This is a genomic window from Stenotrophomonas sp. STEN013, assembly GCF_056760355.1.
On record NZ_JBRREO010000001.1, the window covers coordinates 343141 to 357844 of the forward strand.

Consider the following 14704-nt stretch of genomic DNA (forward strand, 5'->3'; position numbering starts at 1 on the left):
TTCCGGGTGCCGATGATAGCGGGCCGGCAGGCCCAGGCCTCAGGTCTTGCGCGACAGATCAGCCGGTTTCGAGGCGACGTCCAGCGGCCCATCTGCAGCCATCTGCGCTCTTACGTTCGTCGCCGCGGCGTCGTTTGCGCGTTCGTGCTGCAACGGATCCACATCCATCGGAGTGCGGAACACCAGCGATGGCAGCAGTGTGGTCACCGCCGCGTAGAACAGCAGCGCGCCATACAGCACCGGCGAGACATCGAAACGCTCGCGCATGATCCCGGCCAGCACCAGGGTGAAGATCAACGTCGGCGACAGCGCCAGCGCCACCCGCAGGCTCGAACGCAGGTTCTCGCCGAAGATCAGCCGACGCTGCAGGCTCACCACCGCGATGCGCAGCGGCAGCACCACCAGGGTGATGACCACCCCCAGTCCCAGCGCTTCGAAACTGAGCGCGTCGCCGGGCACATGGGTGCCGGAATTGAAGAAGTAGAACGGCACGAAGAACGAGGAGAACAGGCGCAACGCGTGCAGGTTCTCGTGCGAGGCCAGCGACGGCATCCGCTGTTGCAGCAGGCGTGCCACCAGCCCGGCAATGAACGCGCCGACCAGGTAGTACACCCCCAGCCAGTAGGTGATGTAGGCCGCGAGCATGCCCACCATCACCAGCAGCGAGAACTCCGAGCCCGGCGCGTGCGGCGCCACCCAGCGGCCGAGACCGACGAACAGCAGCGGCAGCCCGACCATCATCGCCACCAGCGCCAGGCTGGAGAGCCCCAGGTGCACCGGATCATCGGCCTGCATCACCACGAACATCGCCACCAGCGCCAGCAGCTCGCCGGCGATGGCCTTGCTGGTCACCCAGAACCGCTCCTCGTCGCTGAGCCCCAGCTGCGACAGCGAATCCATGATGAAACCGGTCGAAGGCGTCAGCAGCGCCAGCGCCAGCAGCCCGGCGGCCTGCCACGACAAGCCGGCATAGCGCCACGCCAGCCAGGCCACACCGGCCAGCGAGGCACTGCGGATGAGCAGGTGCGCCAGCAGCGGCCACATGCCCTTGCGCAGGCTGGCGATATCCACCTCCAGCCCCGCGAACAGGAACAACGAGGAGATTCCCAGCATCGACAGCAGGGCCAACACCGGATCGTGGGCGCCATCGCCCAGCCACAGCACCGCGCCGATACCGAATACCAGGCAGGTCAACGGTGCCGGAATGCTGAAACGCTGGATCGCGCGCGGGATCACCAGCAGCGCGAAGATCAGCAGCAGGTAGATGACATCTTTGTTCATGAGCCCGGCATCCTTGATGGACAACTGACAACGCGGGCGCCGGAACAGACCGGCTGTCAGTGCAACCAGGTCCCCGCAAGCTCCCCCACGCGGCGAAGAATCCCATTGCGACCGTCATCATCCAGTGCAGACCCCTGCAGGAAACTGGCCAGCAGCCACGGACTGCCGCCGGCCTCGGGCCACAGCACGGCGATGTCGTTGGTGGCGTCACTCCCGTTGCTGCCGGTCTTGTCGCCCACCCGCCAACCGCCCGGCAGGCCGGCACGCAGGCGCGCATCGCCGGTCTGGTTGTCGATCAGCCAGTCGGCCAGTTGCTGCCGTGATGCCGGGGCGAGCACGTCGCCCAGCACGAAGCGCTGCAGGTTGGCGGCCATCGCCGCCGGACTGGTGGTGTCGCGCGGATCGCCGGGCGCGAAGCGGTTGGCCTCCGGCTCGTAGCGCGCGCAGACGGTGACCGCATCGCCCTGCGCCCGCAGGAAGGCGGTCAGCCCGGCCGGCTCGCCGACCAGCGGCAGCAGCAGGTTGGCCGCGGCGTTGTCACTGGTGATCATCGTCGCCCGGCACAGATCGCGCACCGTCAGGTCCTTGCCGACGTGGCGCTGGCTGACCGGCGAGTGGTCGATGATGTCCGCCGCCCGCACCGGCACGCGTCGGTCCAGCGCGAGCTGGCCCCGATCGGCGCGATACAGCACCGCGGCCGACAGCAGGAACTTGAAGGTGCTGCACATCGGAAAGCGTTCCTGCATGCGGTGGCCATAGCGCGCACCGCTGGCCGGATGCCACAGGCACACGCCCAACCGACCGCCGCTTTCGGCTTCCAGCGCGGCGAAATCGCGGGCCGGCGGGGCAGGTGCCGTAGCGCTGGCCAACCGCGCCAGTGCCGGCACGGCAACGGCACTGGCCAGGGCGGCACCCCCGAACTTCAGGAACTGGCGACGGGCGAACATGCGGACTCTCCTGGGCATTGGCTGACAACGATGGTGAAAGCCGCGGCGGCCTGTGACCAGCGCGAAAAACCAGCATCAGCCATGAGCTGAATTTGCAGCTGACCCCGCCCTTGCCGCAGCAAAGGCGGAATAATGCGGACAACCCATCACCCGCCCTAATGGCTTTGAATGATCCGCCCGCCGCTGCCCCTCAACGCCCTGCGTGCCTTCGAGGCCGCCTCACGGCACCTGAACTTCACCCGGGCCGCACTGGAGCTGTGCGTCAGCCAGGCCGCCCTGAGCCACCAGATCCGCTCGCTGGAAGACCGCCTGCAGGTCAGCCTGTTCCACCGCCTGCCACGCGGCGTGGCCCTGACCGATGAAGGGGCGGCGCTGCATCCGGTGCTGACCGAGGCGTTCGACCGCATCGCGATCGCGCTGGCGCGTTTCAGCGACGGCCGCTTCCGCGAAGTGCTCACCGTCGGCGTGGTCGGCACCTTCGCCACCGGCTGGCTGCTGCCACGGCTGGCGGCCTTCGAGGCCGCCCATCCGGATATCGAACTGCGCGTGCAGACCCACAACAACCGCATCGACCTGGCCGGTGAAGGGCTGGACCTGGCGATCCGCTTCGGGGAGGGCGACTGGCAGGGCCAGGACTGCACGGCCATTGTCGATACCCCGTTCGCGCCGTTGTGCGCCCCGGCGCTGGCCCGGCGGCTGCGGCAGCCGCGCGAGCTGGGCAACGTGCCGCTGCTGCGTTCCTACCGCAATGAGGAGTGGCCGCGCTGGCTGCAACTGGCCGGCGTCAGCGGCGTTCAAGCGCGCGGGCCGGTGTTCGATTCGTCATTGACGCTGGCCAGCGCGGCGGCGGCCGGTGCCGGGGTGGCGTTGCTGCCGCTGCGCATGTTCGAGCAGGAGCTTTCCGACGGCCGCCTGCTGCAGCCGTTCACGCCGACACTGTCACTCGGCCGTTACTGGCTGACGCGGCTGCGCTCGCGCCCGGAACGCGAGCCGATGCGCCGGTTCAAGGCCTGGCTGCAGGCGCAGGAAGCGCCGGCCGGTCCTTGATCACCGGTGGGAGCTGTCCACCGCCTGCCAAGCTGCGAGGCCAGGCGCCGCGGGAAGCTCAGTCTTCCAGCATCTCCATCCACGTGGCTTCTGCCTGTTCCAGCTGCTGGGCCAGCACCTCGCGCTCGCCGCCGAGCTTTGCCATCTTGGCCGCATCGGCGTAGTTGCCCGGATCGGCGAGCTGGCGGTCGATCCCGGCCAACGCGGCCCCCAGCTGCTCCACCTTCTTTTCGGCCGCTTCCAGCTTGTGCGGATTGACCGGCTTTCTGGCCGCAGCCGGCTTGACCGGCGCCACGGCTGCGGGCGGCGCGGAAGCGGCCGGCTTTTCCTGTTTGTCGGCCTTGCTGCGTGCCCCCTGGGCACTGGCACGGGTGCGCAGCCACGCCGCGTACTCGTCCAGATCACCTTCAAACGGCTCGACCACGCCATCGGCCACGCGCCAGAACGTGTCGCAGACCAGACCGATCAGATGGCGGTCATGGCTGACCATCACGATCGCGCCTTCAAACAGCGCCAGCGCTTCGGCCAGCGCTTCGCGCATTTCCAGATCCAGGTGGTTGGTCGGTTCGTCCAGCAGCAGAACGTTGGGCTGCTGCCAGGCGATCAGCGCCAGCGCCAGACGCGCGCGCTCGCCACCGGAGAATCCGTCGACCGGTTCGAACGCGCGATCACCCGGGAAATTCCACTTGCCCAGGAAATCGCGGAAGCTCTGGTTCACGCCATTGGGGTCCAGATCACGGAAGTGGTCCATGGGCGTGGCACCTTCGCGCAGCGATTCCACCGTGTGCTGGGCGAAGTAGCCGATCTGCAGGTCCGGATGCGCCATGCGGTCACCGGCCAGCAGCGGCAGCTCGCCCACCAGCGATTTGACCAGCGTGGTCTTGCCGGCGCCGTTGGGGCCGAGCAGGCCCACGCGCTGGCCGGCTTCCAGACCGAAGCCGACGTTGTCCAGGATCACCGCGTCCGGGCCGTAGCCGGCGGTCACATCGTTGAGCCGGATCAGCGAGAACGGCAGCTTGGCCGGTGGCGAGAACTCGATGCGGAACTCGCGCTCGGCGCGCACCGCTTCGGTGCCGGTCATCTTGGCCAGACGCTTGATCCGGCTCTGCGCCTGGGTGGCCTTGGAGGCCTGCGCCTTGAAGCGGTCGATGAAGCTCTGCAGGTGAGCGCGCTCGGCCTGTTCCTTCTCGTGCGCGATCTGCTGCTGGCGCAGGTGCTCGGCACGCTGGCGCTCGAAATCGGTATAGCCACCCGGGTACAGCTTGGCGCTGCCGCCATGCAGGTGCAGGGTGTGGGTGGCGACGTTGTCCAGGAACTCGCGGTCATGCGAGATCAGCAACAGGGTGCCCGGGTACTTGAGCAACCACTGTTCCAGCCAGTACACCGCATCCAGATCCAGGTGGTTGGTCGGTTCGTCCAGCAGCAGCAGGTCGCTGGGCATCATCAGCGCGCGGGCCAGGTTCAGACGCGCGCGCCAGCCGCCGGAGAACGCGGCCACCGGCCGGCTGTGGGTTTCGGCCGGAAAGCCCAGGCCGTGCAGCAGTTTGCCGGCACGGGCCTCGGCGTCATAGGCGCCCAGTTCGGCCATCTTCTGGTGCGCGTTGGCGACCGCTTCCCAGTCCTCGCGTGCGGCGGCGGCGGCCTCTTCAAGCAGCACCGCAGCCACCACGTCATCGCCACCGAGCACGTAGTCGATGGCGCGGTCCGGCAGCGCCGGGGTTTCCTGGGCCACGTCGGCGATGCGGATCTTGCCCGGCAGCGACACATCTCCCTTGTCCGCCTCCAGCTCGCCGCGCACGGCGGCAAACAGGCTGGACTTGCCCGCGCCATTGCGCCCCACCACGCCAACGCGGTAGCCGGCATGCAGGGTGAGGTCGACATTGGACAGCAGCAGGCGTTCGCCCCGGCGCAGGGCGAAATTACGAAGGGAAATCATGAATAGGTCCGTTATAACGAAAAGGAATGTGCATGTGAGCAGCATTCCTGCGACGTGATTCTAACGTTATCCAATACTTGACTCACCTCCTGCACCGGCAGGCGCCCTCCCGGCGTTTAACCGCAGGACTCCCCTACTCCCCCTGCCAAATCGCTCCTGCCGAGCTGAAAAAGCTTTCAAAAGCAACAATTTAGCTGAAGCATCCGGTTTGACACGAGGTAAAAATTCCATTAATCCGTTGATGGCGCACCGCAACAGCCGCGAACCCCACGCCTCGCCGATGCCGCCACTCAATACCGGAGCTGCAACCTGATGAACCGCAAGTCCAGTACCCTCGCCGTCGCCGTCGCCATTGCCCTCGCCCTGGGCACCCCCGCCGTCCCCGCCCTGGCCCAGTCCAGTGCCAACACGCTGGACACGGTGATCGTCACCGGTACCCGCGTGGCCGACCGTACCGTGGCCGAATCGCAGTCGCCGATCGACATCATCACCCCGGAAGTGCTGCAGTCCACCGGCACCTCCGAGCTGGCCACCGCGCTGTCACGCGCCCTGCCCTCGCTGAATTTCCCGCGCCCGGCGCTGACCGACGGCACCAGCGGCATCCGTCCGGCGCAGCTGCGCGGGCTCTCGCCGGACCAGGTGCTGGTGCTGGTCAACGGCAAGCGCCGCCACACCTCGGCGATGATCAACGTCAACGGCAGCATCGGCCGCGGTTCGGCCGCGGTGGATATCAACGCCATTCCGATCGCCGCGATCGAACGGGTGGAAGTGCTGCGCGACGGCGCCTCGGCGCAGTACGGTTCGGACGCCATCGCCGGCGTGGTCAACATCGTGCTCAAGGGCAGCGGTGAAGGCGGCAGCCTGGCGGTGGACGCGGGCCAGTATTCGGCCGGCGACGGTGCCAAATATCAGCTCTCCGGCGACACCGGCGTCGGCTTCGCCGACGGGCGCGGCAAGCTGCACCTGGCCGGCCAGATCAGCCAGCAAGACGAGAGCAACCGTGCCGGTCCCTACCGCGGGACCACGCCCAACACCGGCAACTTCCCGGCCATCGGCGAGACCACCTTCATCGTCGGCGACCCGCGCGTGGACGCCAGCGCCGCTTCGGCCAACCTGAGCTTCGCCTTCAGCGACAACATCAGCGGCTATGCCAACGCGCTGCTGAGCAACCGCGACATCACTTCGTTCGCGTTCTACCGCTCGCCCAACCACAGCGGCCAGGGCGCGCTGCTGGCCCAGGTCTATCCGGACGGCTACGTGCCGCAGATCAACCAATACTCCAAGGACCGCTCGCTGGTGGCCGGCGTCAAAGGCAGCACCGAGAGCGGCTGGACCTGGGACGTCAGCCTCAACCACGGTGAAAACACCCTGGATTTCCACACCCGCAACAGCATCAACTACAGCCTGGGCGTGAACAGCCCCAGCTCGTTTTACGACGGCACGCTGAAGTACCAGCAGGACATCTTCAATGCCGACCTCACCAAGTCGCTGGACTGGGGCCTGGCATACCCGGTCACCCTGTCCTTCGGCGGCGAGTACCGTCGCGAGAAGTGGGAGCAGACCGCCGGCCAGCTGGAGTCGTACACCGGCAGCGGCGCGCAGGGTTTCGGCGGCTTCACCCCGATCAACGCGGTCGACGCCGATCGCCACAACTACGCGGTCTATGCCGGCCTGGAAGCCGACCTGACCGACAAGTTCTCCGCCGGCCTGACCGGCCGCTACGAGGACTACTCGGATTTCGGCGACAAGTTCTCCGGCAAGCTGTCGGCGCGCTACGCCTTCACCGACAAGGTGGCGCTGCGTGCCACCGCCTCCAGCGGTTTCCGCGCCCCGTCGCTGGCCCAGCAGAGCTACCAGGCGGTGACCAGCACCATCATCAACGGCGTCTTCGTCGAGCGTGGCACGTTCCCGACCACCAGTGCTGCCGCACAGGCGCTGGGTGCCAGCCCGCTCAAGGCCGAAAGCTCCACCTCCTACAGCGTCGGCCTGGTGCTGCAGCCGGTGGACCGGCTGTACCTGACCGTCGACGCCTACCAGATCGACATCGACGACCGCATCGTGCTGTCCACCAACATCACCACCAATACCGCCGCCAATGGATTGCTGGCCGGACTGGGGCTGCCGCAGGTCACCGCGTTCTCCTACTTCACCAATGGCATGGACACCCGGACCCGCGGTGTGGATGCGGTGTCCAGCTACACCCTGCCGTTGGCGGCCAGCAGCCTGGAGCTGACCGCCGCCTACAGCTACAACGAGACCGAAGTGAAGAAGTTCCTCGCCTCGCCGGCGGTATTCGGCAGCCTGGGCATCACCCAGTCGCTGATCGGCCGCGACGAGATCGGCCGCATCGAGGACAGCTACCCGCGTGACAAGGCCATTCTCAGCGGCACCTGGCGCTCGGACCGCTGGGAGCTGGGCCTGTCAGCCACCCGCTATGGCAGCTTCACCGTGCGCAACTCGGCCACCGCTGCCCGCGACCAGACCTACGACGCCAAGTGGGTGCTGGACGCCTCGGCCAGCTTCAAGCCCAGCGAGCAGTGGAAGCTGACCCTGGGTGCGGACAACCTGCTGGACACGTACCCGGAGCGCACCGCCGACCTGCAGAACTCGACCTGGGGCATGCTGCCGTACAGCAACTACTCGCCGTTCGGCTTCAATGGCGCCTACGTCTACGGCCGTATCAGCTACACCTGGTAAGACCGCAGCCGCGTCGTGGAAGGAAGATGCCCCGGGAAACCGGGGCATCTTTTTGGGCCTGGCCGGTGCCCCGCCGTCGCCTGGCACAGACTCGCCGTTGCCGCATCCGCCACCAACGGCACGGGCCGGAGCCGGCAATCCATCATCTTGAATTTTTTGCTTTTTCCGGCGTATTTCCGCTTTGTCGATGCTGGCCGCGTCCGTAGAATCGAGCTATCCCCCATAACTGCGAGCTGTAATGCACCATGACACCGCCCTGATCAACATGCTGGCCATCGGCCTGGGCTTTGCCTTCGTACTCGGCGTCCTGGCCAACAAGCTGCGGCTGTCGCCGCTGGTGGGCTACCTGGTTGCCGGTGTCATCGTCGGCCCCTTCACCCCGGGCTTTGTTGCCGACCAGGCGCTGGCCAACCAGCTGGCCGAAATCGGGGTGATGCTGCTGATGTTCGGGGTGGGATTGCACTTCTCGCTGAAGGATCTGATGGCGGTCAAGGCGATCGCCATCCCCGGCGCCGTCGGCCAGATCCTCGTGGCGACCCTGTTGGGCTGGGGCGTGGCCTCGGTGATGGGCTGGCCGGTACTGCACGGCGTGATCTTCGGTTTCTCGCTGGCCACCGCCTCCACCGTGGTGCTGCTGCGGGCGATGGAAGAGCGGCGCCTGCTGGAAACCACCCGCGGCAAGATCGCCGTGGGCTGGTTGATCGTGGAAGACCTGGCCTGTGTACTGGCGCTGGTGATGATGCCGGTGATCGCCGACGTCTTCGGACCCGATGCGAGTGGCAAGGCCCCTTCCATCGCCGGTGTGCTGGCCTCCATCGGCTGGACCTTCGTGCAGCTGGGTCTGTTTGTGGCGGTGATGCTGCTGGTCGGCCGCCGGGTGATTCCGTGGGTGCTGGAGAAAGTGGCCGGCACCGGTTCGCGCGAACTGTTCACCCTGTGCGTTCTGGCCATCGCGCTGGGCGTGGCCTTCGGCGCCGCCGCGCTGTTTGGCGTGTCGTTCGCGCTGGGCGCGTTCTTCGCCGGCATGATGCTCAACGAGTCCGAACTCAGCCATAAGGCCGCGCACGACTCGCTGCCGCTGCGCGATGCCTTCGCGGTGCTGTTCTTCGTCTCCGTTGGCATGCTGTTCAACCCGATGATCCTGGTCGAGCACCCGTGGCAGGTACTGGCGACGGTGGCGATCATCATGTTCGGCAAGTCGGCCGCGGCGTTCTTCATCGTGCGCGCGTTCGGCCACTCCAAGAGCACCGCACTGACCATTTCCGCGTCACTGGCGCAGATCGGCGAATTCGCCTTCATCGTCGCCGGACTCGGCGTGGCGCTGAAGATCCTGCCCGAGACCGGGCAGTCGCTGGTGCTGGCCGGCGCCCTGGTCTCGATCATGCTCAACCCGCTGGTGTTCGGCCTGCTCGACCGCTGGCAGGCCAAGCATCCGATCGCCACCCAGGTGGCGCAGGAACCGGAGATTCCGCCGGGCCCGTCGCTGGAGCTGCAGGACCATGCCATCGTCATCGGCTACGGCCGGGTCGGCAGCCATCTGGCGCAGGTGCTGCGCGAGCGCGGCGTGCCGGTGCTGGTGATCGATGACAACCGCGAGCACGTCGAGCGCGCGCATGCGGCCGGCATTCCCGGCATCCGCGGCAGCGCGGCGGCCGACCGGGTGCTGGCCGAAGCGCACCCGGAGCGCGCCAAGATCGCGGTGCTGGCCATTCCGCAGCCGCTGGAATCGGGCGAGGCGCTGGCCAAACTGCGTGCGATCAATCCCGACCTAACGCTGCTGGCCCGCGCCCACAGCGATGCCGAAGTGAAGCACCTGCTGGAGCACGGCGCCGACGGCACGGTGATGGCCGAGCGCGAACTGGCGCACTCGCTGGCGGAAATGGTGATGGCTACCCCGCCCTATCGCGCCCTGCGCCACGGCCCCGGCTACTGACGGCATCGCCCTGTCGCCCCGCCCGCCAGTGGCGGCGGGGGCGTTCCGTGACCGGGCCGAGAGGGCGTCCCCCGGCGCAAGCAGGCGCCCTCTCCACCATCGCCACGAGACGACGGCGCCCCTGATCAGGCGCTGGCCAGTGCCTGTTCCAAGTTGGCCAGCAGGTCGTCGATATGCTCGATGCCGATGGACAGCCGCACCGTATCCAGGGTGACGCCCGCCTTCTCCAGCTCGGCCGCATTCAACTGCCGATGGGTGGTGGAGGCCGGATGCGTGGCCAGGGATTTGGCATCGCCCAGGTTCACCAGACGGGTGAACAGCTGCAGCGCATCGAGGAAACGGGCACCGGCCTCACGTCCGCCGGGCAGGCCGAAGGTGAGAATCCCCGAGCCATGGCCGCGCAGGTACTTCTGCACCAGCGCATGCTCCGGATGATCCGGCAGCGCGGCGTAGTTCACCCATGCCACCTTGGCGTGCTTCTGCAGATAGTGGGCCACCGCCAGCGTATTGCTGTTGATGCGGTCCATGCGCAGCGCCAGCGTCTCGATGCCCTGCAGGATCTGGAACGCGTTGAACGGTGAAATCGCCGCGCCCATGTTGCGCAGCGGCACCACCCGCGCACGGCCGATGAAGGCCGCCGGGCCCAGCGCTTCGGTATAGACCACACCGTGGTAACTCACATCCGGCGTATTGAGGCGCGGGAAGCGCTGCTTGTGCTCAGCCCACGGGAAACGACCGGAATCGACGATGGCACCGCCAAGGCTGGTGCCATGGCCGCCGAGATACTTGGTCAAAGAGTGCACGACGATATCGGCGCCGAAATCGAACGGGCGCTGCAGATACGGCGTGGCCACGGTGTTGTCGACGATCACCGGCACGCCATGGGCGTGGGCGATCCTGGCGATGGCCTCGATGTCGGTGATGTTGCCGCGCGGGTTGCCGATGGATTCGACGAATACCGCCTTGGTGCGTGCGTCGATCAAGGCGGCGAAGGCCTGCGGATCGCGGTAGTCGGCAAAGCGGGTCTGGATGCCGAACTGCGGCAGCGTGTGCGCGAACAGATTGTAGGTGCCGCCATACAGCGCGCTGGAGGCGAGGATGTTGTCGCCGGCCTCGGCGATGGTCTGGATGGCGTAGGTGATCGCGGCCTGCCCGGAAGCCAGCGCCAGCGCGCCGATACCACCCTCCAATGCGGCGATGCGCTTTTCCAGCACATCGGTGGTCGGATTCATGATCCGGGTATAGATATTGCCGGCCACCTTGAGATCAAACAGGTCGGCACCGTGCTGGGTGTCGTCGAAGGCGTAGGCCACCGTCTGGTAGATCGGCACCGCGACCGCGCGCGTGGTGGGGTCGGGGGAATAGCCGCCGTGCACGGCGATGGTTTCAGGCTTCCACTGCAGGTTGGTCATCGGAGCGCTCGGTCAGGAGGGACCGCTGACGATAGCCGAGGAGGGATGGCGTCCGACCGAAGGTTGCAGCCGTTACTTGTGAGCGCCTGGCATCAGCGGATAGGCAGGACAGCAGCTGCCCGGCCTGCCGGCATCCTGCGGCACCTTACGGTTTGGCGGGGCTCATCTGCGGGCAGGGATGGGCAGCGCCCTGGGTATCGCAGAGCTGCACCTTGCTCAGGTATTGCACCCAGGCCACCACCTGCTCCTGTTCCGGCGCGAAGCGATAGGCTTTCTGCACCACATAGAAACGGTCTGCCCCCTGGATGCCCTTGAACCAGGTGTATTCGGGCTTGCCGCTGGCGGGATTGTTCGGGCAGGTGAGCATCAACAAGGCGAAGGGATAGCCATTCTCCTCGCCCTCGCGGATCCAGCGGCTTTCGCCACCCGGGCAGGCGCCTTTCCAGCCGCGTTCAATGAAGCCCAGGAACTCGCGCGGCGTCGCCTGCAGGCCGGGACGGGAGGCGGTGACCGTCAACATCTCCGTCCATTGCTGCACGGTTTGGCTGGTGGGCACGTATTCCCACAGGCGTGCGCCGTCAGCTTCGGTGTCCTCGAACGCCTTTACATAACCCGGTACCTGCGGGTGCAGCAGCTGTTCGGTGCCGGTGCGCTGCGCAAGCGCCGCCGGTACCACCAGCAGCGATGCCAGCAACGATGCAATCGCATACCGCATCAGATCTTCCTCATCCATGGAGTGCGCGGGCCTTCCCGCAGCGTATGGCCCGCGCCCGCAGCCCAATCGAACCTGCTCCTGCAAGGCGTGAATCGCTGCGACGACGGGCACCGGGCCACGCCGTCGCACTCTCGCGATCAGGCCTTGGCGAACTGCAGCTGGCCACTGCCACCGGCTTCCACCTGGATGGTGTCGCCGCTGGTGAACTCGCCGGACAGGATCTTCTGCGCCAGCGGATTCTCCAACTGCGCCTGGATCGCACGCTTGAGCGGACGGGCACCGTAGACCGGATCGAAACCGACGTTGGCCAACTGCTCGAACGCCGAATCGGTGACTTCCAGCTTCAGGCCACGCTCGCCCAGCCGCTTCTCCAGCCCACGCATCTGGATGCGCGCGATCTGCTTGATCTGCTGCTTGTCCAGCGGATGGAACACGACGATGTCATCCAGGCGGTTGATGAACTCCGGACGGAAGTGCGCCTGCACCACGCCCATCACCGCCGCCTTCATCTGCGTGTAGGCCTCCGGGCTGTCGTCACCGCTCATGTCCTGGATCTGGTGCGAGCCCAGGTTCGAGGTCATCACGATGACGGTGTTGCGGAAGTCCACGGTGCGGCCCTGGCCGTCGGTCAGCCGGCCGTCGTCCAGCACCTGCAGCAGGATGTTGAACACATCCGGATGCGCCTTCTCCACCTCATCCAGCAGGATCACGCTGTACGGGCGACGACGCACCGCCTCGGTCAGGTAGCCACCTTCCTCGTAGCCCACGTAACCCGGGGGTGCACCGATCAGCCGCGAGACGCTGTGCTTCTCCATGAACTCGCTCATGTCGATACGCACCATCGCATCGGGTGAATCGAACAGGAAATCGGCCAGCGCCTTGGTCAGCTCGGTCTTACCCACGCCGGTCGGGCCCAGGAACAGGAACGAACCGCTCGGACGGTGTGGATCGGACAGGCCCGCACGCGAACGCCGCACCGCATCGGAAACGACCTTGATCGCTTCTTCCTGGCCGACCACCCGGTTATGCAGCATGTCTTCCATGCGCAGCAGCTTGTCGCGCTCGCCTTCGAGCATCTTGCTGACCGGAATACCGGTCCAGCGCGAGACGACCTCGGCGATCTCCTCGTCGGTGACCTTGTCCTGCACCAGCCGGAAGTCCTTGCGCTCCACTTCATGCGCGGCGGCCAGCTGTTTTTCCAGATTGGGCAGCACGCCATACTGGATCTCGCTCATCTTGGCGAAATCCTGCCGGCGCTGCGCCGCCTCCAGATCGAGCTTGGCCTTTTCAACCTGCTCCTTGATCTTGGTGGCGCCTTGCAATGCCGCTTTTTCCGCCTTCCAGATCTCGTTGAGGTCGGAGAACTCGCGCTCCAACACATCGATATCGGCTTCCAGATCGGCCAGACGCTTGCGCGAGGCCTCGTCCTTCTCCTTCTTCAGCATCTCGCGCTGGATCTTGAGCTGGATCAGACGACGCTCCAGACGGTCGAGTTCCTCCGGCTTGGAGTCGATCTCCATGCGGATGCGCGAGGCCGCTTCGTCCATCAGGTCGATGGCCTTGTCCGGCAGCTTGCGATCGGTGATGTAGCGGTTGGACAGCGTGGCGGCGGCAACCACGGCAGGATCGGTGATCTCCACCCCGTGATGCACCGCGTAGCGCTCCTTCAGCCCACGCAGGATGGCGATGGTGTCTTCCACCGTCGGCTCACCCACGAACACCTTCTGGAAGCGGCGCTCCAGCGCGGCATCCTTCTCGATGTACTGGCGGTATTCGTCCAGCGTGGTCGCGCCGATGCAATGCAGCTCGCCGCGCGCCAGTGCCGGCTTGAGCATGTTGCCCGCATCCATCGCGCCATCGGCCTTGCCGGCGCCGACCATCGTGTGCAGCTCGTCGATGAACAGGATGATCTGGCCTTCGTTCTTGGACAGGTCGCTGAGCACGGCCTTCAGCCGTTCCTCGAACTCGCCACGGAACTTGGCACCGGCGATCAGCGCGCCCATGTCCAGCGACAGCACACGCTTGCCCTTCAAACCTTCGGGCACTTCGTCGTTGATGATGCGCTGGGCCAGGCCTTCGACAATGGCGGTCTTGCCCACGCCGGGTTCACCGATCAGCACCGGGTTGTTCTTGGTCCGGCGCTGCAGCACCTGGATGGTGCGACGGATCTCCTCGTCGCGGCCGATCACCGGATCGAGCTTGCCGCTCTCGGCGCGCGCGGTCAGGTCGATGGTGTACTTCTCCAGCGCCTGGCGCTGCTCTTCTGCATTTTCGCTTTGCACGGTTTCTCCGCCGCGCAGCTTGTCGATGGCGGCCTCCACTTTCTTCTTGTCGGCACCGGCGCCGCGCAACGCCATGCCGGCCGCGCCGCCGTCATCCACGGCGGCCAACAGGAACCATTCGCTGGCGATGAACTGGTCGTTGTGCTGCTGGGCCAGCTTGTCGGTGGCATTGAGCAGACGCACCAGATCGTTGCCCATCGACAGGCTGCCGGCCTGGCCGGACACCTTGGGCAACGCATCCAGCGATTCGGCCAGTCGCTCGCGCAGCACCGGCACGTTGACGCCGGCCTGGGCCAGCAACGGACGGCTGCTGCCACCGGACTGGTCCAGCAGCGCACTGAGCACGTGCACCGGTTCGATGATGTTGTGATCGCGGCCGACCGCCAGGGATTGCGCGTCAGCCAGCGCCTTCTGGAAGTTGGAGGTGAGCTTGTCCATCCGCATGGGTGTTCTT

Annotated in this window: 9 protein-coding genes; 3 read left to right on the top strand and 6 right to left on the bottom strand. The window is 66.4% G+C overall.

Going from position 1 to position 14704, the window contains the following annotated elements; genetic code table 11:
* Positions 1-39: 39 nt before the first annotated feature.
* Both ACVOMH_RS01525 and blaCESS read right to left on the bottom strand, forming a co-directional pair.
* On the bottom strand, positions 40-1281 hold the full coding sequence (locus ACVOMH_RS01525) for a cation:proton antiporter (protein ID WP_481550812.1): 1242 nt from the start codon (positions 1279-1281) through the stop codon (positions 40-42).
* 56 nt (positions 1282-1337) lie between these two features.
* Complete coding sequence (gene blaCESS, locus ACVOMH_RS01530; protein WP_481550813.1) at positions 1338-2228, bottom strand: CESS family extended-spectrum class A beta-lactamase; 891 nt, start codon at positions 2226-2228, stop codon at positions 1338-1340.
* A gap of 168 nt (positions 2229-2396) precedes the next feature.
* Here blaCESS and ACVOMH_RS01535 point away from each other — a divergent pair, with 168 nt between their 5' ends.
* Entirely contained in the window at positions 2397-3275 is an 879-nt protein-coding gene (locus ACVOMH_RS01535) for a LysR family transcriptional regulator (protein WP_481550814.1), read from the top strand.
* A gap of 58 nt (positions 3276-3333) precedes the next feature.
* Here ACVOMH_RS01535 and ACVOMH_RS01540 read toward each other — a convergent pair whose 3' ends face one another.
* The gene (locus tag ACVOMH_RS01540) at positions 3334-5211 is read right to left on the bottom strand and encodes an ABC-F family ATP-binding cassette domain-containing protein (RefSeq protein ID WP_481523729.1); all 1878 of its coding nucleotides are present in this window, start codon (positions 5209-5211) and stop codon (positions 3334-3336) included.
* A 312-nt stretch (positions 5212-5523) separates the two neighbouring features.
* On the opposite strand from ACVOMH_RS01540, the gene ACVOMH_RS01545 reads away from it, so the two are divergent.
* Together ACVOMH_RS01545 and ybaL are read left to right on the top strand one after the other, a co-directional pair.
* Complete coding sequence (locus ACVOMH_RS01545; protein WP_481550815.1) at positions 5524-7908, top strand: TonB-dependent receptor plug domain-containing protein; 2385 nt, start codon at positions 5524-5526, stop codon at positions 7906-7908.
* Positions 7909-8146: 238 nt separating this feature from the next.
* Positions 8147-9841 carry a YbaL family putative K(+) efflux transporter gene (gene ybaL, locus ACVOMH_RS01550; RefSeq protein WP_481550816.1) on the top strand — a complete coding sequence of 565 codons (1695 nt, stop codon included), beginning with the start codon at positions 8147-8149 and terminating at the stop codon, positions 9839-9841.
* A 125-nt stretch (positions 9842-9966) separates the two neighbouring features.
* On the opposite strand, the gene ACVOMH_RS01555 is transcribed toward ybaL, so the two are convergent.
* The 3 genes from ACVOMH_RS01555 to clpB form a co-directional block, all read right to left on the bottom strand.
* Complete coding sequence (locus ACVOMH_RS01555) at positions 9967-11253, bottom strand: O-acetylhomoserine aminocarboxypropyltransferase/cysteine synthase family protein (RefSeq protein ID WP_481550817.1); 1287 nt, start codon at positions 11251-11253, stop codon at positions 9967-9969.
* A gap of 145 nt (positions 11254-11398) precedes the next feature.
* Entirely contained in the window at positions 11399-11968 is a 570-nt protein-coding gene (locus ACVOMH_RS01560) for a hypothetical protein (protein WP_481550818.1), read from the bottom strand.
* Between the two features lie 137 nt (positions 11969-12105).
* Entirely contained in the window at positions 12106-14694 is a 2589-nt protein-coding gene (gene clpB / locus ACVOMH_RS01565; protein ID WP_481550819.1) for an ATP-dependent chaperone ClpB, read from the bottom strand.
* Between the last annotated feature and the right edge of the window lie 10 nt (positions 14695-14704).